The organism is Lutaonella thermophila, from assembly GCF_055387725.1.
On the sequence record NZ_AP043783.1, the window covers coordinates 1,311,959 to 1,332,732 of the forward strand.

At 33.6% G+C, this 20,774-nt stretch carries 21 protein-coding genes; 12 read left to right on the forward strand and 9 right to left on the reverse strand.

Annotated features, from left to right (window positions below; translation table 11 throughout):
- Window positions 1-855 carry a mechanosensitive ion channel family protein gene (locus tag ACZ5CF_RS06075; protein WP_464578260.1) on the forward strand — a complete coding sequence of 285 codons (855 nt, stop codon included), beginning with the start codon at window positions 1-3 and terminating at the stop codon, window positions 853-855.
- Between the two features lie 46 nt (window positions 856-901).
- Window positions 902-2,065, forward strand: a complete 1,164-nt coding sequence (locus ACZ5CF_RS06080; protein ID WP_464578262.1) for a sigma-54-dependent transcriptional regulator — start codon at window positions 902-904, stop codon at window positions 2,063-2,065.
- A gap of 145 nt (window positions 2,066-2,210) precedes the next feature.
- On the opposite strand, the gene ACZ5CF_RS06085 is transcribed toward ACZ5CF_RS06080, so the two are convergent.
- Window positions 2,211-3,032: a hypothetical protein gene (locus ACZ5CF_RS06085; protein ID WP_464578263.1), complete on the reverse strand. Its 822-nt coding sequence runs from the start codon at window positions 3,030-3,032 to the stop codon at window positions 2,211-2,213.
- A 188-nt stretch (window positions 3,033-3,220) separates the two neighbouring features.
- Here ACZ5CF_RS06085 and ACZ5CF_RS06090 point away from each other — a divergent pair, with 188 nt between their 5' ends.
- From ACZ5CF_RS06090 to ACZ5CF_RS06100, 3 genes are read left to right on the forward strand one after another with little or no spacing between them, the layout of a single operon-like run.
- Window positions 3,221-4,099: a PPK2 family polyphosphate kinase gene (locus tag ACZ5CF_RS06090; RefSeq protein WP_464578264.1), complete on the forward strand. Its 879-nt coding sequence runs from the start codon at window positions 3,221-3,223 to the stop codon at window positions 4,097-4,099.
- An 11-nt stretch (window positions 4,100-4,110) separates the two neighbouring features.
- A complete protein-coding gene (locus ACZ5CF_RS06095; protein WP_464578265.1) occupies window positions 4,111-5,511 on the forward strand; it encodes a M20/M25/M40 family metallo-hydrolase in 1,401 nt (466 codons plus the stop codon).
- 58 nt (window positions 5,512-5,569) lie between these two features.
- Window positions 5,570-6,502 (forward strand): peptidylprolyl isomerase, encoded by a 933-nt coding sequence (locus tag ACZ5CF_RS06100; protein WP_464578266.1) that lies wholly within the window; start codon window positions 5,570-5,572, stop codon window positions 6,500-6,502.
- A gap of 39 nt (window positions 6,503-6,541) precedes the next feature.
- Here ACZ5CF_RS06100 and ACZ5CF_RS06105 read toward each other — a convergent pair whose 3' ends face one another.
- A complete protein-coding gene (locus ACZ5CF_RS06105; protein WP_464578267.1) occupies window positions 6,542-7,105 on the reverse strand; it encodes a thioredoxin family protein in 564 nt (187 codons plus the stop codon).
- Between the two features lie 92 nt (window positions 7,106-7,197).
- On the opposite strand from ACZ5CF_RS06105, the gene ACZ5CF_RS06110 reads away from it, so the two are divergent.
- Entirely contained in the window at window positions 7,198-7,503 is a 306-nt protein-coding gene (locus ACZ5CF_RS06110) for a phosphoribosylpyrophosphate synthetase (RefSeq protein WP_464578269.1), read from the forward strand.
- 16 nt (window positions 7,504-7,519) lie between these two features.
- Entirely contained in the window at window positions 7,520-7,852 is a 333-nt protein-coding gene (locus tag ACZ5CF_RS06115) for a tRNA-binding protein (RefSeq protein ID WP_464578270.1), read from the forward strand.
- A 47-nt stretch (window positions 7,853-7,899) separates the two neighbouring features.
- Here ACZ5CF_RS06115 and ACZ5CF_RS06120 read toward each other — a convergent pair whose 3' ends face one another.
- The 3 genes from ACZ5CF_RS06120 to ACZ5CF_RS06130 all read right to left on the reverse strand — a co-directional run bounded on the left by ACZ5CF_RS06120 (window position 7,900) and on the right by ACZ5CF_RS06130 (window position 12,724).
- Entirely contained in the window at window positions 7,900-10,428 is a 2,529-nt protein-coding gene (locus ACZ5CF_RS06120; RefSeq protein WP_464578272.1) for a M14 family metallopeptidase, read from the reverse strand.
- A gap of 87 nt (window positions 10,429-10,515) precedes the next feature.
- The gene (locus ACZ5CF_RS06125) at window positions 10,516-10,887 is read right to left on the reverse strand and encodes a PUR family DNA/RNA-binding protein (RefSeq protein WP_464578273.1); all 372 of its coding nucleotides are present in this window, start codon (window positions 10,885-10,887) and stop codon (window positions 10,516-10,518) included.
- 79 nt (window positions 10,888-10,966) lie between these two features.
- Window positions 10,967-12,724: an ABC transporter ATP-binding protein gene (locus ACZ5CF_RS06130; RefSeq protein WP_464578274.1), complete on the reverse strand. Its 1,758-nt coding sequence runs from the start codon at window positions 12,722-12,724 to the stop codon at window positions 10,967-10,969.
- Window positions 12,725-12,868: 144 nt separating this feature from the next.
- Here ACZ5CF_RS06130 and ACZ5CF_RS06135 point away from each other — a divergent pair, with 144 nt between their 5' ends.
- From ACZ5CF_RS06135 to yajC, 4 genes are all read left to right on the forward strand, one after another.
- Window positions 12,869-13,969 (forward strand): Glu/Leu/Phe/Val family dehydrogenase, encoded by a 1,101-nt coding sequence (locus ACZ5CF_RS06135; RefSeq protein ID WP_464578275.1) that lies wholly within the window; start codon window positions 12,869-12,871, stop codon window positions 13,967-13,969.
- Window positions 13,970-14,080: 111 nt separating this feature from the next.
- Window positions 14,081-14,992, forward strand: coding sequence for a transcription antitermination factor NusB (nusB, locus tag ACZ5CF_RS06140; RefSeq protein ID WP_464578276.1), 912 nt, complete (start codon window positions 14,081-14,083; stop codon window positions 14,990-14,992).
- A 42-nt stretch (window positions 14,993-15,034) separates the two neighbouring features.
- Complete coding sequence (locus ACZ5CF_RS06145) at window positions 15,035-15,523, forward strand: DUF1573 domain-containing protein (RefSeq protein ID WP_464578277.1); 489 nt, start codon at window positions 15,035-15,037, stop codon at window positions 15,521-15,523.
- A 5-nt stretch (window positions 15,524-15,528) separates the two neighbouring features.
- Window positions 15,529-15,822: a preprotein translocase subunit YajC gene (gene yajC, locus ACZ5CF_RS06150; protein ID WP_464578279.1), complete on the forward strand. Its 294-nt coding sequence runs from the start codon at window positions 15,529-15,531 to the stop codon at window positions 15,820-15,822.
- Window positions 15,823-15,878: 56 nt separating this feature from the next.
- On the opposite strand, the gene ACZ5CF_RS06155 is transcribed toward yajC, so the two are convergent.
- From ACZ5CF_RS06155 to pepT, 3 genes are all read right to left on the reverse strand, one after another.
- Window positions 15,879-16,469, reverse strand: coding sequence for a YdeI/OmpD-associated family protein (locus ACZ5CF_RS06155; RefSeq protein ID WP_464578280.1), 591 nt, complete (start codon window positions 16,467-16,469; stop codon window positions 15,879-15,881).
- A gap of 48 nt (window positions 16,470-16,517) precedes the next feature.
- Window positions 16,518-16,667 (reverse strand): hypothetical protein, encoded by a 150-nt coding sequence (locus ACZ5CF_RS06160; protein ID WP_464578282.1) that lies wholly within the window; start codon window positions 16,665-16,667, stop codon window positions 16,518-16,520.
- A 68-nt stretch (window positions 16,668-16,735) separates the two neighbouring features.
- Window positions 16,736-17,968, reverse strand: coding sequence for a peptidase T (gene pepT / locus ACZ5CF_RS06165; protein ID WP_464578283.1), 1,233 nt, complete (start codon window positions 17,966-17,968; stop codon window positions 16,736-16,738).
- 117 nt (window positions 17,969-18,085) lie between these two features.
- Between pepT and ACZ5CF_RS06170 the strand changes: the two genes are divergently transcribed.
- Window positions 18,086-19,132: a quinone-dependent dihydroorotate dehydrogenase gene (locus ACZ5CF_RS06170; RefSeq protein WP_464578285.1), complete on the forward strand. Its 1,047-nt coding sequence runs from the start codon at window positions 18,086-18,088 to the stop codon at window positions 19,130-19,132.
- Here the strand turns inward: ACZ5CF_RS06170 and ACZ5CF_RS06175 are convergent.
- Entirely contained in the window at window positions 19,129-20,748 is a 1,620-nt protein-coding gene (locus tag ACZ5CF_RS06175; RefSeq protein ID WP_464578287.1) for a class I SAM-dependent methyltransferase, read from the reverse strand. The two genes, ACZ5CF_RS06170 and ACZ5CF_RS06175, sit on opposite strands and share 4 nt — an antisense overlap.
- Between the last annotated feature and the right edge of the window lie 26 nt (window positions 20,749-20,774).

Sequence of the window (20,774 nt, forward strand, 5' to 3'; positions counted from 1 at the left end):
ATGGAAGTTGTAAAAAATATATTTAATCAATTAAAAGAGTTTTTGTCTTGGTCTATTTATCAAGACAAAAACGTATCTATTACCCTTGGCACAATACTTTTAATTTTAGTTAGCTGTGTTGTTGCTCACTACTTACTAAAACTTATAAGACGAATAATTACAGCTAAACTGCCGTTAGACGATAAAAACAAATTTATAAGCATTTTTAAGTTTGTAAACTATGTAATTTATATTATTGTAATTGTTACCGTATTACATTCTTCGGGGGTTAACTTAACGGTACTTTTAACGGCTTCTGCTGCTCTATTTGTTGGATTGGGGTTTGCGCTTCAGTATTTATTTCAAGATATAATATCAGGAATACTAATTATTTTAGATCAATCTTTACATGTGGGCGATATCATAGAAGTAGATGATAAAGTTGGTCGTGTAGTAGATATTAAACTTCGTACAACAAGAGCCATAACTCGCGATGATAAAATAATTGTAATCCCAAATCATAAATTTTTAACCGATGCTATTTATAACTATACTCAAAACCACAGAACAACCAGAGAGCATGTAAAAGTTGGAGTAGCTTACGGTAGCGATACGCGATTAGTAGAAAAGCTTTTATTAGAGTGTGTAGCAAACCAAAAGGGAATTTTAAAAAATCCAAAGCCTTTTGTGTTATTCGAAGATTTTGGCGATTCGGCATTAATGTTTGGCGTTTATTTTTATATAAATGATAGCTTTATAGACCCGAGAATTAAAAGTGATTTACGATTTAAGATAGATCAAACTTTTAGAGAGCATAACATTACAATACCATTCCCTCAAAGAGACATTCATTTGTACCAACACAAAACAGAATAATACAAAGAGGCACGGTATATGATGTTTAAAAAATAAAAGATTAACTATGCCAAAAATATTAGTAATAGAAGACGAAGCAGCTATACGTAGAGTATTAGTAAAAATACTTACCGAAGAAAACACCAACTACCAAGTAGAAGAAGCCGAAGACGGTTTAACCGGTATAGAAAAGGTTAAAAAAGAAGATTTTGATTTGGTTCTCTGCGATATAAAAATGCCCAAAATGGATGGGGTAGAAGTATTAGAAGCAGCAAAAAAGGTTAAACCAGAGGTGCCGTTTGTTATGATTTCGGGGCATGGAGATTTAGATACAGCAGTTAACACCATGCGTTTAGGTGCTTTTGATTATATCTCTAAACCACCAGATTTAAACAGGCTACTAAATACAGTTAGGAACGCTCTCGATAAAAAAGAACTCGTAGTAGAAAATAAAATGCTCAAAAAAAAGGTGAGCAAAAACTACGAAATGATTGGTGAGAGTAAAGCCATAACACACATTAAAGATATTATAGAGAAAGTAGCCCCAACAGACGCCCGTGTTTTAATTACTGGTCCTAATGGAACCGGTAAAGAGTTAGTAGCTCATTGGTTACATCAAAAAAGCGATCGCTCATCAGGGCCGTTAATAGAGGTAAATTGTGCTGCAATTCCATCAGAACTTATAGAGAGCGAATTATTTGGACATGTAAAAGGAGCATTTACATCGGCTGTAAAAGATAGAGCTGGAAAATTTGAAGCAGCAAACGGGGGTACTATTTTCTTAGATGAAATTGGCGACATGAGCTTATCGGCTCAAGCTAAAGTATTGCGTGCTCTACAAGAAAATAAAATATCACGAGTAGGTAGCGATAAAGATATTAAGGTAGATGTTAGGGTGATAGCTGCAACAAATAAAGATTTAAAAAAGGAAATAGAAAAGGGTAAATTCAGAGAAGATTTATACCATCGTTTGGCAGTTATTTTAATAAAGGTTCCTCCATTAAACGACAGAAGAGAAGATATTCCGCTTCTCATAGAGCACTTCGCTAAAAAAATTGCAGAAGAGCAAGGGAATGCTCCAAAAAAATTTTCAGATAAAGCCGTAAAGCTTTTGCAAAACTATGATTGGACAGGAAATATTAGAGAATTACGAAATGTTGTTGAAAGATTAATTATCTTAGGGGGCAAAGAAGTTACTGAAGAAGATGTAAAACTCTTTGCTTCTAAATAAAAAAAGAGACTGTCTTTTTAAGTTTTTGAGCATCGTCGTTATTCATTTTCTATAGTTGCCCGTGACGACGGCTCGAGGATAGCTAGTGGTATGAATTATCCAAGAAACTTATAGACAGTCTTCTTTATGTGACCTTTTTTAAGGCCTACTTTTTTGTGCAGTCTACCAATTTTTGCATGGCATTATCTGCTATTTCTTTTGCTTTTAGTATGTAATAATTTTTAGTTTGGTCTAAACTTTCTTTTTCTAAATCTGTGTATGTTTTACTATAATTTTTTAAGATACTGTAAGCTGTTTTACAATCTAATGCTATGGTAAGCTCATAAATTGCTGTTTCTAAATTTGCCAACGCATCTTCGGTTGCTATTTTTAAATGTTTTTGTTTTGCGAGCTCTTCTTGTCGGGCTTTTTCTAAAGCTTCTTTAAGCCTTCTTTGTTCAGCAAGCTTTTCTTCTAGTTTTCTTTTTTCTTCTTCAAGTCTCCGTTTAGCTTCTTCTAGCTTTTGCTCTTCTTCAGTTAACTCTTGTTTTTTAACCATTATATTTTCTGCAGCAACAGTTTCTGTATTATCTATAGTGTAAACAGTTGTATAAGCAATACCAGAAGTACACTCATCTAAAAAACCAATAACATCTTGTGCATAAGCATGCCCTTTTTTGGTATAAAACCTACCTTTATCCCAATCTTCAGCCTCTGCTGCTTTGGTTAAATTCTCTATACCGTCTAAAATGGCATTTTTAGCTTTATCACATCCACAATCGTCTATTACTTCTTGAGTTTTTTTAAACGCTTCAACAGCACGTTCTGCATAATAACGCTGATGATCAAAATTATCTGCTTTTAATGATTTTTTTGCATGAAATAACGCGTAGCTTGCTGCCGAATGGGCTTTGGTACACGCATCATTTGTGGGAGTTATAGTAGCAGTAAGAATGCTCATCCATAGCAAAGAAATAGTTGCTTTCATACAGTTAAGCTAATGGTTTAATTTTTTAGACTTGGGTTGTTTTGGAAATTATAACGGCTTACATTTTACTTAAGTATAATTTTTTAAAAAATTCGATGAAATGCATCATTTTTATATTTCAACACTTCGTCTGTTATAGTAACGTGATTTTTCTTTTCTTTATATATCTTTAAGTCAAATTTTTTTAGATGAAAAACATTAATCCAGACTATTATAAAGTAAATCAACAAGTTAGCTTATCAAAATTTTCAACTTTCGAAGATTTTAATAAAGACAACAACACATTAGAAAAATGGTTAGAGAAGGTTAGGCAAAAATTAGGGGAGTTTCAAGACATAATGTATGCACACAACAAATATGGGGTGTTAGTATGCTTACAAGGAATGGATACAGCTGGAAAAGACAGCCTAATTAGAGAAGTTTTTAAAGATTTTAACTCCAGAGGTATAATAGTACACAGTTTTAAAGTTCCTACAGCTTTAGAGCTTTCACATGATTATTTGTGGCGTCACTATATTGCATTACCTCCAAGGGGGAAGTTTGCAGTTTTTAATAGAACGCATTACGAAAATGTATTGGTTACAAGAGTACATCCGGAGTATATTTTAAACGAGAATTTACCGTATATTAATAGTGTACAAGATATAGATGATGCTTTCTGGGAAACAAGGTTTGAGCAAATAAATAATTTTGAAAAGCACATAGCTCAAAACGGAACATTAATTTTTAAGTTTTATTTACATTTATCTAAAGAAGAACAACGTAACAGATTACTGAGAAGGTTAGAAAAAAAAGAGAAAAACTGGAAATTTTCTCCTGGCGACTTAAAAGAACGTAAACTATGGGATAACTATATAGCGTGTTATGAAGAAGCTATAAATAAAACTTCTAAACCACATGCACCATGGTATGTTATACCGGCAGACAATAAAAAAGCTGCCAGATATATAGTAGCTTCTATCTTATATAATACATTAACCACGTATAAAGATATAAAAGCACCAGAGTTAGACCCAGAAATTAAAGCCAATATAGAAGCGTATAAAAAACAATTACAAGCAGAATAAAACAATTACAAATGCTCAAAAAAATTTTAATAATATGTGTTTTGGTTACCTTTCAAGTAACCGCTCAGAATAATGCAGATGCTTTACAAATTCAGAAAATATACAATGCAGCCTTAACAGAAGGTAAGGCTTACCATTGGTTAGATTATTTATCTAATCAAATAGGGGGTAGGCTTTCGGGCTCTTTAAACGCACAAAAAGCAGTAGAGTACACAAAGGCGCAATTAGATTCTTTAGGATTAGATAGGGTTTGGTTACAACCCGTTATGGTACCAAAATGGGTTAGAGGAGCACCGGAATATGCATACATAGAAACCGCTCCGGGAGTAACTACACCTGTACCTATCTGTGCTTTAGGAGGGTCTGTTGCTACACCTCAAGGAGGGTTAAAAGCAGAAGTTGTTGAGGTTAAAGGAATAGAAGAGTTATCTCAACTTGGCGAAGAAAAAATTAAAGGCAAAATAGTTTTTTACAATAGGCCAATGCAAGCTAACCTTATAAACACTTTTAAAGCTTATGGAGGCTGTGTTGATCAACGTTATGCAGGCGCCATGGAGGCAGCTAAATACGGAGCCGTAGGAGTTATTGTAAGATCGTTAAGTTTGCGTTTAGATGATTATCCGCATACAGGCTCAATGAGCTACGGAGACACTCCGGTACATAAACGCATTCCGGCTGCAGCTATTAGTACAAACGGTGCAGAACAATTAAGTGCTTTGTTGGCATTAAACCCGGAACTTAAATTTTATTTTAATCAAAATTGCAAACAGTTTGATGATGTGCTTTCATATAATGTTATCGGAGAGATTAAAGGAAGCGAATTTCCTGATGAAATAATTTTAGTAGGAGGGCATTTAGATTCTTGGGATTTAGGAGATGGTTCTCATGATGACGGAGCAGGTTGTGTACAAAGCATGGAAGTTTTACGATTATTCAAAAAAATCGGGTACAAACCTAAGCGCACTATTAGAGTAGTACTTTTTATGAATGAAGAAAATGGTTTGCGGGGAGGAAGAAAATATGCCGAAGAAGCTAAAAAAAACAACGAAGAACACATATTTGCGCTAGAAAGTGATGCAGGAGGATTTACACCAAGAGGATTTTCTTTTGATTGCTCTCAGGCAAACTTTGAGCAAGTTTTACAATGGAAACCACTTTTTGAACCGTATTTAATTCATTTATTTGAACGTGGAGGAAGCGGCGCAGATATTGGCCCGTTAAAAGACGGAAGATTAGTTTTGGCGGGATTAAGGCCAGATTCACAACGTTATTTTGACCATCATCATGCAGCTAACGATACATTTGAGCATGTAAATAAAAGAGAACTAGAACTCGGGGCAGCTACAATGACTGCCTTAGTTTATTTGTTTGATAAGTATGGGATTATAAAACCTGCCAATATTAAAGGATAATTAACTAACGGTTGCTGGTAAAAGTTCTATATTTGCCGTCAACAAAAAAATAAACACCATGCAAAACGGTATTTACGCCAAATTTAACACCAGTAAAGGAGAGATTGTTGTAAAATTAACACACGATAAAACACCAGGAACAGTAGGCAATTTTGTAGCCTTAGCTGAAGGAAGTATTGATAATGATTTTAGATCTAAAGGAGAGCCTTATTATGATGGTTTAACCTTTCACAGAGTTATAAACGATTTTATGATTCAAGGTGGATGCCCACTCGGAAATGGAGTAGGTGGTCCCGGATACCAGTTTGATGATGAATTTCATCCAGAATTACGTCATAATGGCCCGGGTGTATTATCTATGGCTAATGCCGGGCCAAACACCAATGGGAGTCAATTTTTTATTACGCATCTAGAAACCCCGTGGTTAGATGATAAACATACTGTTTTTGGATTTGTAGAAACAGGTATAGAGGTTGTTAATGCTATTGAGCAAGGAGATAAAATTAATAACATTGAGATTATTAGAGTTGGTGAAGAAGCAGAAAACTGGGATGCTGTGAAAGCATTTAAAGATTTTCAAGACGGTAAAGAAGAACGCGAAGCCAAAGAGAAAAAACAAAGAGAAGAAGCGTTAGCTAAACTTACCGAAGGATTTGATAAAACAGAATCCGGTTTGTATTATAAAATTTTAGAAGAGGGTAAGGGAGCAAAAGCTCAAAAAGGTCAAACTGTTTCTGTACATTATGAGGGGCAGTTAGCAAACGGTATGCTGTTTGACTCTTCTTACCAACGTAAAGAGCCAATAAGCTTTACTTTGGGCGTAGGCCAAGTTATACCGGGTTGGGATGAAGGAATATCTTTATTAAGCGTTGGAGATAAAGCACGCTTAATCATTCCATCTAACTTAGCATATGGCTCCAGAGGAGCAGGTGGAGTTATACCTCCTCATGCAACATTAATTTTTGATGTAGAATTAGTAGATGCAAAATAAACTAATAAAAAAAGCGCCTTTTTTAAGGTGCTTTTTTTATTAGATTTTAGTAGCCCATTTTATATTACAACCAATACTTGGTTTTTGATCTTTAGATACCGGTTTGTTGTTTAAAATAGCATCTAAAGCCGCACGCATATCTTTCCCTGTAACCGGTATATCATTCCCGGGTCTTGAGTCGTCAAGCTGACCTCTATACACAAGCTTTAAATCACTATCAAAAATATAAAAATCAGGAGTGCAAGCAGCATCATATGCTTTAGCCACTTCTTGCGAATCATCATATAAATACGGAAACGGATATCCTTCTTGGGCAGCTGTTTTTTTCATGAGTTCCGGAGAATCTTCAGGGTAGTTAACAATATCATTACTAGATATAGCTACAAAACCAACACCTTTGTCTTTGTAATCATTCGCTAAAGCAACAATCCCTTTATTAACATGCTTAACAAATGGGCAGTGATTACATATAAACATTACAACAGTTGCTTTATCTCCTTTAACATCATCTAATGTTAATCGCCTGCCGGAAACTGTATCGGGTAATTTAAAATCGGGTGCTTTAGTACCTAAAGGTACCATATTACTGGGTGTTCTTGCCATAAGCTTTATATTGTTTTAATTACCAATTTCACTAACCTTGTATAAAGTTAAAAAAATTGTAACTTTAATAGAAACCTTACAAATATAGTGTTATGAAAAAATCATACGAAACACTGGTTGAAGCCATACAAGATTTAAAACAACAAGGTTTTACTGATGATTTAAATTTGTGTTATGAGGGGCTTGAGAATAAAAACAAAAAGTGTGTGCATAAAGCAGAAGAATTTAATGTTGTAGCATTTTACAGGTTTGAAGGAGCCACAAACCCTTCAGATAATGTTATTTTGTATGCAATAGAAACTTCTAACGGAGATAAAGGTTTGTTAGTTGATGCTTATGGGGTATATTCGGGAAATATTTCACCAGAAGTTATAAAAAAACTAACTATTAACCGATAAATATTATAAGAGTAATATGGCACTTTCTTGGGATGAGTTATCTAGAGTAGATATGCGAGTAGGAACTGTTTTAGAAGTTTTACCTTTTCCGGAAGCCAGAAAACCGGCTTATAAACTTAAAATAGATTTTGGTTCGGAGATTGGCATAAAAAAATCATCAGCACAAATAACAACAAAATACACTCCCGAAGATTTGGTTGGAAAACAAGTAATAGCAGTAGTTAATTTTCCGGTAAAACAAATAGCAACTTTTATGAGTGAATGTTTGGTTTTAGGAGCAGTAAATAAAGACGAGGTTACACTATTACAACCCACTCATAAGGTAGAAAATGGTTTAAGAATAGCATAAAAAAAGGCTCGTATTTATACAAGCCTTTTTTTACAGTACTATATATTCTACATTATTTTAGAAAAGAAAATAGCATTCATTAATAATTTATTTGTACCATACCAAAAAGCTCTAAAATTGGTATTATCTGTAAAGGCTATTACCCTACCTTTGCCCATTCGGTTAATTTTAACGGGAACACTGTTTTTAAGCAGCTCTAAATTTTCTTCAGATATATACCCGCTTAATAAAGGTGAGTTAGTGTACTGAATAGGATTGTTAAAACTGTGTTTATCTGGTTCTAAATAAATGTTAGTGTTTCTAAAAAGAGCAATTTCATTGTTTTTATAGCCAAAATTTATTGGGTGAGAACGGTCTATTTTAGCTTCAAAAATAGCTCCTCCTGTTACTTGTGCCCCGTAAAATTTATTACGTTGGTCAAATCTCACATTTTTGGCTACTAACTCTTCTTCGTTCTTTTTAAATTCAGCACTAATAAACTCATTATTTTTTAGCCAGTTAACAGCATTTCGGTAACCAATTAAAGTACCACCGTTTTTAACCCACTCTTTTAAATTTTCTGCAGCCGTTTTACTTATGCTGTTGCCTCCCCAAGAGTTAGGTATAATAAATGCGGTGTATTTGCTTAAATCTATACGGCTTAAGTAACTAACATCTATTTTAGTTATGTGCATGTTGTAACGTTGGTCAAACAAATGCCAAATTTCACCGGCATCGTAAGGAGTAACACCGTCTCCTACTAATAAAGCAACTTTAGGTTTTTTTACCGGTTCAAAATCATTACTTCCTAAATCAATACCTTCGGTTAAACCGGTATTTACACCATTAATTTCTATATGATTTTCTACTGCTACTTTAACTAAAAAATTGTAGAGCATATCAGAATTCATGTTCTGGTTTTGCACCGGTATCATAATGGTTCCGTAATCATACTTTTTTCCGTTTAACGTAAAAGGTGTTCTAGCAACTTTGGCACGTAATCCTTTACTTAATATTGTGTTTAATGCTTTTGGAGTGTAATACTCATGCCACTCAAATAAATAAGCATAATTAGATTTTGCAGAGACAACACCTTGTTTGTGTTTAAGGTTGGTTACTACATTACCCAGGTAATTGGTAGAGGTTGTTTCTGTGTAATCTACATTAAAAGCAAGCGGAAAAGTCCATGCAGAGATATCATAAAACAAACTATCTGTAAAAGTTGTTCTTTTCTCGAACATGGCTTTTATAAGCCTCGGATTTTTTTGATTTAATGGTACCGCAAAACTGCTTTCTTTAGCAAAACGTTTACCATTAATGGTAGCATCATCTTTTAAATAATGAAAGGTGATTTGATGTCGCTTTAAAATCTCGGCTAAATGATAGGTTTTAGCTGCATCTTTTTCGTCACCAAAAACAAGTACTTTGTTTTTTTCTTTAGCTGCTTCTTCTCTGGCATTTTTGTAGAAATCTCGTTGGTAATTTAAAATAGATACACGTAATTTTTTTGCAGCTTCTAGAGTAGATAATGCAGCTGTAAATTGATTTCTGATGGTGAAAGGAAAGGTAAGAACTCCGTTTTCACTTTGTTGTATATGTCCGCGAGAGCTCCCTTGTTCAAACAAAATACCAATACTTCCATTAACGTCCGGAAATGTAGAGCCCTTACCGTAGTAATAGTCATCAAAGTTTTCTTCAGAATAATATAAAGAACCAATTTTATCTAACGCTTTAGCGTGGTATTTAGCAATTTCTTTAGTTAGCTCTTGGTTCATTTTAGGAGTTAACGGATGAACTCTTGATGGAACTCCTGGCTGAAAAAAGAAGGTAGAGTTTGTACCCATTTCATGGTGGTCTGTTAAAATATTAGGCAACCATTTATGAAAAGTTGCAATACGCGCTCTACTTTCCGGCAATTGTACCGGAAGCCAATCTCTATTCATATCAAACCAATAATGATTGGTTCTGCCACCAGGCCAAACTTCATGGTATTCTCTGTCATTGTTATCAGGATTTAACATACTACTTTTATTGGTATTAGCCCAATATGAAAAGCGTTGTAACCCATCCGGATTAAAAGAAGGATCAAATAGTATTACAACATTTTTAAGCAGCTCGTCTATTTCCGGACCTTCTGCTGCAGCCAAATAGTATGCAACGGCCAAAGCAGCATTACTTCCGCTGGGCTCATTCCCATGAATAGAGAAACCTTGGTACACTACAATTGGCATATTGTTGGTGTCTAAAGAGCTACTATTTGCCTCTGTAAGCTGTATGTGTTGCTCTCTAATAGATGAGATGTTTTTATGGTTTTCCGGTGATGTGATTGTTAATAACAATAGTGGCCTGTCTTCAAAAGTATGACCTCTGTTTTCTATGGTAATTCTATCGGAAACCTCTGCTAGTTTTTGCATGTACAGTGCAAGTTTATCGTGTGTTACATGCCATTGGCCCACCTCATGACCAATAATTTCTTTAGGAGTTGGTATGTTAGGATTGTAGGTTACGTTGTCTGGAAGGTAATAATTTAAAGTTACTGTTTGTTGTGCTTGTAAGAATGAGGATGCTAAAAATAAAAGAACTACAATTTTTCTCATAATTAGTCTGGGTTGGAGTTTTAGTTTGGTTAAAGATAAAAAAAAACGGCTTCTGAAAAGAAGCCGTTTAAAACAATAGGGTATATTTTAGATATCTTCAAAGCTTACATCGGTAAAAGAGTCTGTAGAGGGAGTTTCACCACTATTATCTACATCATCTTTTTTGAAGTCTTTTTGATGACGCTCAGAAATTACCTCTTCGCCTTTTTCATCAATAATGTATTGCATTACTTCGCCTAAAATTTCTTTAAAGGCGTTAAAATCTTCTTTGTACAAATAAATTTTGTGCTTTTTGTAATGAAATGAGCCATCTTCGTGAGTAAACTTTTTGCTCTCTGTGATGGTTAAATAGTAATCACCGGCTCTTGTTTCGCGAACATCAAAAAAGTACGTTCTTCTTCCGGCTCTTAATACTTTTGAGAAAATTTCGTCTTTCTCGAGTAAATCTTTTTCGCTCATAATCCCTCTAATCGTTTAGTTTGATTGTTACGTTATGTAGTCCAAAAATGTAAAAAAAAACATAATCAAACAACTTTTTTTAAAATTCTTTCTCAGATAGCTGATTCTCATAGAGTTCTTTGTAGTAACCAGGTAAATTTATAAGCTCGTTATGGCTGCCTTGTTGTATAATTTTACCATCTTCTAATACTAAAATTACATCTGCATTCTTAACAGACGAAACTCTATGGCTTACAATTACGGTAGTTTTATTTTTAGAAATTGCTTGTAAATTATTTAAAATTTGTTCTTCAGTTTCAGTATCTACAGCCGATAGGCTATCGTCAAATAAATAAATAGTTGCATCTTTAAGTAACGCTCTTGCAATAGAAACCCGTTGCTTTTGTCCGCCACTAAGTGTTATGCCTCTTTCACCTAAAACGGTATCATATTTTTTGGTAAACTGAATAATGTTGTCATGAACAACGGCTTTTTTAGCAGCTTCTTCTATTTCTTCTTGGGTTGCATTAGGTTTTCCAAACTTAATGTTATTAGCAATTGTATCAGAGAACAAAAAAGCATCTTGTGGCACTACACCAATTGCTTCGCGTAAGTTTTTAATATTAATTTCTTGAATAGGTTTACCATCAATTAATACGCTTCCTTTAGTAGGCTCGTAAACTCTGCTGATTAAATCTAAGATTGTAGATTTACCGGAACCGGTTTTACCAATTATAGCTAAAGTTTGTCCGCTTTTGATAGCAAAAGAAACATCTTTTAGCGCAGTTATATTAGTGTCTTGGTAAGTAAACCAAACATTTTTAAACTCAATATCTCCTTTAATTGGGGTTGCATGAGAGACATTGTTTGTAATTTCTGGTTGGATGCTTAAAAATTCGTTGATTCTTTTTTGTGACGCTTCTGCTCTTTGTACAATAGATGTTACCCAGCCAATTACAGCAACCGGCCAAGTTAGCATGTTTACATAAATTATAAACTCTAAAATTACACCAACTGTTGCTATCTCACCATTAATATATTGCCTTCCGCCAATGTAAATTACAAACAAGTTACTTAACCCAATAAGCAAAATCATTAAAGGCATAAACCAGGCATTAACCCTTGCTAAATCTAAACTTTTGTCTTTACCCAAATTTGCTAATCGGGCAGCTTCTGCATTCATATTTGGTTCTAAACCATAGGCTTTAATTACAGAAATTCCGGAGAAAGTTTCTTGAGAAAATGTAGATATAGTAGATAAAAACTCTTGTACAACGGTACTCTTTTTATGAATTATTCGGCTAATCCTGTAAATTAAAAAAGATAAAACAGGTAGTGGTATTAATGTGTAAAGTGCTAGTGTAGGTGCAGTTATAAACATTATAGGAATAACACAGGCAAAAAGCGTTAAAGTTTGTATGCTATACATAATTGCCGGTCCGGCATACATTCTAACCTGACCTACATCTTCGCTAATTCTGTTCATTAAATCGCCGGTACGACGTTGTTTGTAAAAATTCAGGCTCAGCTTTTGATAATGCTGGTAAATTTCGTTTTTTAAATCAAACTCTATATACCTAGATACATTAATAATAGTTTGGCGCATTAAAAAGGTAAAAAATCCGGCAAGTAGGGCACTACCAATAATAATTACAATATACTCTATTAATTGTCCTTTTATAGTAGCAATGTTCGCAGTTTCAGAAGTGAGATACTTTTCTACTGCATCTAAAGATTTCCTTACGTAAGGAGGTAAAACCAACGAAAAAACCCTGGCAATAATGGTAATTAAAATACCTATAAGAAGTTTGTATTTGTACTTTTTAAAGTACTTATTAATGGCTTTTAGCTCTTTCATGCGTGTTTTTTAGGTAATTATGTTTTAAAAAATCACAATTTAACGTTTGTTTAATTGCTGCAAATTGAATAATCTTTTACTTTTGCGCCGTATTTTTAACAATACTTTAAAAAATACAAATACTATTAATTTAATTTAACGTATATGGAATCTGAAGTTCTTTCGGTAAACGAACTTAAAAAAGCCGACCCGGTTTTTGGCCAACTTTCGTTTGATAATCATGAACAGATTGTATTTTGCAACGACAAAGATACAGGTTTAAAGGCAATAATCGGAATTCACAATACCGTGCTTGGACCTGCTTTGGGCGGTACTAGAATGTGGGCTTATAATAATGAGTGGGAAGCGTTAAACGATGTGTTAAGACTCTCTAGAGGGATGACATACAAGTCGGCCATCACCGGATTAAATCTTGGTGGGGGTAAAGCTGTAATAATTGGCGATACCAAAACACAAAAAACTCCGGAATTAATGAAAAAATTCGGAGAATTTGTGCACTCACTTAGCGGAAAATACATTACAGCTGAAGACGTTGGTATGGAAACTGCCGACATGGATTTGGTTAGAGAGGTTACACCGTATGTTACCGGTATATCTGAAGAAAAAGGAGGAGCAGGAAACCCATCGCCTATAACAGCTTATGGTGTTTTTATGGGAATGAAAGCTGCTGCTAAATATAAATTTGGAGATGATAACCTTGAAGGCAAGAAAATACTTGTACAAGGTATTGGTCATGTTGGAGAAGTCCTGGTAGAGCACTTAAATAATGAAGGCGCAGAAATTTATATTGCAGATATAAATCAGGACAGATTAAATGAAGTGAGCCAAAAGTACGGTGCTAAAATTTTAAATGGTGATGTTTACAGTGCAGATGTAGATATTTATGCACCTTGCGCACTTGGAGCAACAATAAACGATGATACCATTTATAAGATAAAAGCTCAAGTTATTGCCGGAGCTGCTAACAACCAATTAGCAGATGAGGTTAAACACGGAGCATTGCTTAAACAAAGAGGTATAGCTTATGCACCAGACTTTTTAATAAATGCAGGTGGTATTATTAATGTGTATGCAGAGCTTGAAAACTACGGTAAAACAGAAATTATGCGTAAAACTGAAAACATTTACAATACTACCTTAGAAATTTTCGAGCATTCAGACAATCATAACATTACAACTCACCAAGCTGCATTTAAGATTGCTCAAGCAAGAATAGATGCAAGAAAATTAGAAAAGAATAGTTAAAACATTTTAGAATAATACTATTTTTGCAGGCGAAAGGAACCAAGTTTCTTTCGCCTTAATTTTTAATGTTCTTTATATATGCTTACACGCCGACACATAAGGGTAAAAGTAATGCAAGCTATATACGCTATGTTACAATCTAAACATAGTGATGTAGATGCCCAGCAAAAATTTCTATTTACCAGCATAGAAAGAATGGAGAGCTTGTATTTACTGTTGCTTAGTTTGTTAATAGAACTCAGAAAAACTGCTCAGAAACAACTTGAAATTGCCCAAAAAAAATATTTAGCTACAGAAACAGATAAAAATCCCAACACAAAATTTGTTAATAATTACATACTTCAGTTATTAGCAAATAATGAGCATGTTTTAGATGCTTTAGAAGCTAAGAAAATTAAGCATTGGGAGTTAGATGATGAATATGTAAGATTGGTTTATGATGCAATAGTAGAAAGTGAAATCTATAAAGATTACATGAAAACTACAACCAATAGCATTAAAGAAGACCAGTCTTTTTTTGTAGAACTTTATAAAGAAATAATTGCTCCACACCCAAAGCTTTACGAATATATAGAAGACCATAGTTTAACCTGGCTAGACGATTTACCATTGGTTAATACTATTATTCTAAAGAAAATAAAAAAAATAAACCAAAATTCTTCTAAAACAATCTTTATTGAATCACTTTATAAAGATCAAGAAGACAGAGAATTTGCCAAAAATTTGCTTTTAAAAACAGTTTTAAACGATGAGAAGTTAAGCAAAGAAATAGAAGGCAAAACACCTAACTGGGATAAAGAGCGTATTGCAGAGGTAGATAGTATACTACTAAAAATGGCCATTGCAGAGTTTTTATACTTTCCATCAATTCCGGTTAGAGTTACCATAAACGAGTATTTAGAGATTGCTAAAGAATACTCTACACCAAAGAGCAGTATTTTTATAAATGGGGTATTAGACAAACTGGTTAAAGATTACCAAACTAACCAAAAGTTAAATAAAATAGGTAGAGGCCTGATGTAATAAAATATGTTTATTTTTAGGCCTGAAAAAATTAAAAAAACCATGAAAAAAACATTAGTACTTACTGTTTTAGGCATTATGGCTGCTACAGTATCATGTAAACAAAAAGAAGATGCAGCCAGCAAAATAAAAGCAGAAAACTTAGAGATGGCTACTGAAAGAGATCAGCAAGCAACTAAGTTTCCTGTAATGACTTTTGAAAAAATAGAGCATGATTTTGGAACTATACAACAAGGTCAGGCAGTAGAAACTGTTTTTAAATTTACTAACACAGGAGAGGCTCCGTTAATTATAACCGATGTAAAAACCAGTTGCGGTTGTACAGTGCCAAGCTACCCAAAAAATACTCCTATTGCACCAGGAGAAACAGGAGAGCTTACTGTTAAATTTAATGGTTCGGGAGCAAGTAATGTTATGAAAACGGTTACGGTTTCTGCAAACACAGAAAAAGGAAAAGAAGTATTAAAAATTAAAGCATTTATAGAAGGTACAGGAAAAAAATTACCTGCACCAATCATTAAAAAGCAATAAACTAAATGGAAGCAATTTTTCAGAACTCATTATTTCCGTTCTTGTTAATGTTTGTGGTTATCTACTTTTTTATGATTAGACCACAAATGAAACGTCAAAAACAAGAAAAGAAATTTATAAACGAATTAAAAAAAGGAGACAGAGTAGTTACCAAAAGCGGGATGCACGGTAAAGTGTTAGAGCTTAACGATAACGATAATACGTGCATTATAGAAACTCCTGCCGGTAAAATTAAGTTTGAACGCTCTGCAATTTCTATGGAAATGAGCGCTAAACTTAACGCTCCTAAGAAAAAATAATATTATACTACAGCTCAACTAAAAAAGCATCATTTTTTAATGATGCTTTTTTGTTTTTAACGGTATTTATCATGTAAGCCTAATCCTTGTTTTATAAGTAATATACTTTTTTCTAACCTGCTTTGCTTTGTTGCTTCTCTTTTAGCAGTGCCAATATGTTCTATATATTCTCGTTGCTTATAAGGGGGTAATACATTAAAAGAGTTAGCAAGTTCAGAATCACTTTGTAAAGCGTTGTTTAAAATTTGTGGTATTTGTAGTTGCTCTTTTTTTTGTGGCTTAATCTCTAAGCCTCTTTTTTGATTTTCTATTGCCTCATTTACATAGCGTAAAACTTGCTCTTTTTTTACTTCAGATAGATTTGTAAAACGCCATTGCCTGAGCGCTTTAGTTTTTCCTTCTTGTGCATTTATTAAAACTTGATCTGGGTCTGATAGTAAAGCTCCATTAAAAAACCATAATCCTACATAATTTTTAAAAGCCCCAATACCTACAACATTTTTATTACAAACTGTATAGGTGGGAGCCCCCCATTTTATAGTTTCTTCGAGCTCTGTAGTCAATAAAATTTCACGCAATAGCAGTAAAATATCTTGCCATTGAGTTTGTGCTTCAAAAAAATCATCAGGAGTTTTAAATCGTTTCATACTTAATAGCTTTGTACTTGCTAATATAAAGAAACGATTGTGTAATTTTTATTCTGAAATTTTTATTCGTTTTATTATATACTTGTACACAAGTAAATAAAGTGCGCAAAAAATTCCGAAGAACATCATTTCCGGAGTAGAAAAAGTCTCAACAATAAAATTGTTAATTGCGGTTAAGCCGGTTGTTACCTTTTCCATAGTAGTTAGGATTAGTATACCTTATAACGTTTAAAATTAAAATTAAGTATACTAATCCTAACAATAAGTTATTTTTTGGCTTTCTCTGCAGTTAATTGTGCAATTCTAACAATTACTTTGGTTGCTTTTTCCATGCTCTCTACCGGAACATACTCGTATTTACCATGAAAATTATGTCCGCCTGCAAAGATATTAGGGCAAGGAAGTCCCATATAGCTTAACTGTGAGCCGTCTGTTCCACCACGAATAGGTTTTATTATTGGTTTTATACCAAGATCTAACATGGCTTGTTCTGCAATCTCTACAATATGAAACACAGGTTCTATTTTCTCTTTCATATTGTAATATTGGTCTTTTACACTAGCAGTAACAGCGCCATTATATTTTTGGTTAAGTTGTGTGGTGATGTTATTTATTACTTGTTTTCTGGCTTGAAAAGTATCTTTGTCGTGGTCTCTAATAATTAATTGTATCTGGGCATTTTCTACATCGCCTTTTAGGCTATACACATGAAAAAATCCTTCTCTATGCGTTGTTTTTTCAGGGACTTCATCTTTTGGCAGCATTGCTATAAACTCATTTGCAATTAAAATAGCATTTACCATTTTGTTTTTAGCATACCCGGGATGAACACTTTTCCCTTTAATTGTGATTTCTGCTCCTGCTGCATTAAAGTTTTCAAATTCTAACTCTCCTGCCTGACTGCCATCCATTGTATACGCCCAATCGGCAGCAAACTTTTTTACATCAAATTTATGAGCACCTCTGCCAATTTCTTCATCGGGAGTAAAGCCAACCCGTATAGGTCCGTGTTTAATTTCCGGATGATTTATAAGATATTCCATTGCAGTTATGATTTCTGCAATACCAGCTTTATCATCGGCACCAAGAAGCGTAGTACCATCTGTAGTAATTAATGTTTGTCCTTTATATTGTAACAAATCTTCAAAGTAATCGGGCGATAAAACAATGTTTTTTTCTTTGTTAAGAACAATATCTTTACCGTCGTAATTTTCTATAATTTGCGGATTAACATTTGTACCTGTAAAATCCGGTGTAGTATCAAAATGGGCAATAAAACCAATAGTAGGCACATGGTAATCTACATTGCTTGGCAATGTAGCCATAATGTAAGCATTCTCATCAATGGTAACATCTTGCATTCCAATATTTTTTAGCTCTTCAACTAATTTATTGGCAAGATCCCATTGTTTTTGTGTACTTGGTGTAGTGTTACTATTTGGATCAGATTGTGTATCAATTTTCACGTAATCTAAAAATCGTTTTACTATTGGTTTCATATAAAAACTAATTACTGGTGCTACTTTCAATTCTGGCAAAAATAGCACTTAAAATATTTAAGCAAGTTGCATTGGGTGTTTTTTTAATAAGAGCTATTTTTGTGCAAACTAATGCACATGTACAAATTATTAGTTAGGCCTTTTTTGTTTTTGTTTGATGCAGAACAAGTTCATCATTTTACCTTCAAAACCATTAAACTCATCAACCAAATTCCCGGTGTTTCTTTAATAATTAGAAGCATTTATACTATTGAAGATAAAAAACTTGAACGAGAGGTTTTTGGACTTACTTTTAAAAATCCAGTTGGACTAGCTGCTGGCTTTGATAAAGATGCTAAACTACATAGTGAGTTGGCTAATTTTGGATTCGGATTTATTGAAGTAGGAACAGTAACTCCGAAACCACAAGCTGGAAATCCTAAAAAACGATTGTTTAGGTTAAAACAAGATTCTGCAATTATTAACAGAATGGGATTTAATAATGCAGGAGTAGAAGCGCTTGTTAACAGATTAAAAAAGAATCAAAAAAAACTACAACAAAAAAATGTTCTTGTTGGAGGAAATATTGGTAAAAATAAAACAACCCCAAACAATGAGGCGGTTAAAGATTATATATACTGTTTTAACGCACTTTATAATTATGTAGATTATTTTGTGGTTAATGTAAGTTCTCCCAACACTCCCGGACTGAGAGAACTACAAGAAAAAGAGCCTCTAACTAAAATTTTAAACACATTACAACAAGAGAATGCAATAAAAGCGCAACAGTTGCAAGTAAAGCCAAAGCCTATTCTTTTAAAAATTGCGCCAGATTTAACCAATAGTCAGTTATTAGATATTATTGAAATTGTAAAAACTACAAATATTGCCGGATTAATTGCCACCAACACAACATTAAACAGAGAAGGGCTGATTTCAGACAATAAAAATGAAATTGGTGGGCTAAGCGGGAAACCGCTTGCTAAACGCTCTACAGAAGTTATTAAGTTTTTACATGAAAACAGTAAAGGAGCATTCCCTATAATTGGAGTAGGAGGGATTCATGATGTGAATGATGCTAAAGAAAAAATTAAAGCCGGAGCAACCCTAATTCAGCTTTATACCGGATTTGTTTACGAAGGGCCTTCGCTTGTAAAAAAAATTAATAAGGCTCTTTTAAATTAAGCATTCCCTTTTAGCAAACTAATGCTTACGGTAGCTAAATCAGAGTTAGGAAATTTTGCAAAAGTACTTTCATCTACCAGTAAACCGGCTTTTGCAGCTGCTTTTTTAAACACGTCTATTTCTACAATATACTGATCAGAGTATCCGTGTGTAGCATCATAAGCTGTAGCAGCTGTTTTACCTAAATTGTTTGCAGCCAATGTGGGGTTAATGGTATGCAGTTCTATAACTAATAAGCCGTATTTTTCTACATATGGCTTCCATTTTTTAAAATGCTCTACCAGGTTTTGATATACTTTGTTGTTGTTTATTAAAGCACCCTTATGAGCAAAAGCGCCTGTAGATGTACTAATTTCACCAGGCTCATTTTCTGGCTCAGACCATATTCGGTTATGATCTAAAAAAGTTCTAACGTTTAATAAGTCTTTTAAATTAATGTTATAATTTTCCTTTAAAGTTTTATTAAGTTGGGCCGGATTACCAATATCTCCCCAAATAACTTTAGCCCAAATATCTGCCTGTATTATATTAGCTCGAGTAACTTTTAGAGCAGTTTCATTATAATCTACTCCAACTAAAAATAGTGGGTGTTCTTCTAAATACTGGCCTCTTTTGGTTTGCTTTTCTATTAAATTAAAAAGATGAATTAAAAAAGCTCCGTTACCGCATCCCATATCTAAAATACCTTTGGGTTGCTGCTTTATAGGCTCTTTATTAAATATTTTAATTATAATCTCATCTATCTTCTTAAAATAAGCTGCATGAGCACCACCACTTCCCCAAACATTCATTTCTCTATCTACATGCACTTCGGTTTGGTGAGCAGAAATATCCCGTAAAAAAGAAGGGTTTTCAAAAATTAATTTATCTAAGTTTCTAAGCGTAGGGATATAAGAAACGGTAACTCCGTAAGCGCTTGCTCTTTTGGCAAAAAACAGTCCTTTTTCTGTAAAACTGTAGGTGCCGTTTTTTTTGGTAAACCAATTTAAATGGGTTAAAAAATCAAGCACTTTTTCGAAAGTTTTAGGGTCTTTATGGTATTCTTCTGGTTTAAAAGAAGCTTCCATAAAATATTTATGAAACATACCACCCATTCCTAAAAGTACTACTGTTGGTCCTACTAAAACACCTTCAATATGTTTTAAAATTTGTTGCTGTACCTCACGCTCTTCTGGGTTGTTACTTAATTGTAAATTAAATTGTTTTTTGTAACGTTTAACTACAGTTTCTAACTGTATTAATAATTCTTTGTTAAAGGAGCGCAGACCATATTTTTCTGTAGCTTTTAAATAGTTTACTGCATCTTCGTATAAATAAATATGATTTATAGCAATGTTGGTTTTAGTGTTGCTGCTAAGTGTAATAGTGTTGGTTTTATTATCTACGTCGTAATTAAGCCAGCCTTGTGAGGCTAAAACTCGTAAGGCTACATTTAAATACCCAACATTTGCGTTAATTGTTTTTACTATTTGCTGTAGCGTTATTTTGTTTTCTTTAACTATAAGCTGTAATACTCCTTTATTGTGCAGTGCATATGCTGTTGGTGTAGTTGCTAATCCGTCTAAATGTCTAAATAATTCTTCTCTGTAAGTTGCTTTTTGTGCTTTAGATAACATAGTTAGTTTTAAATAAGCAAATCAAA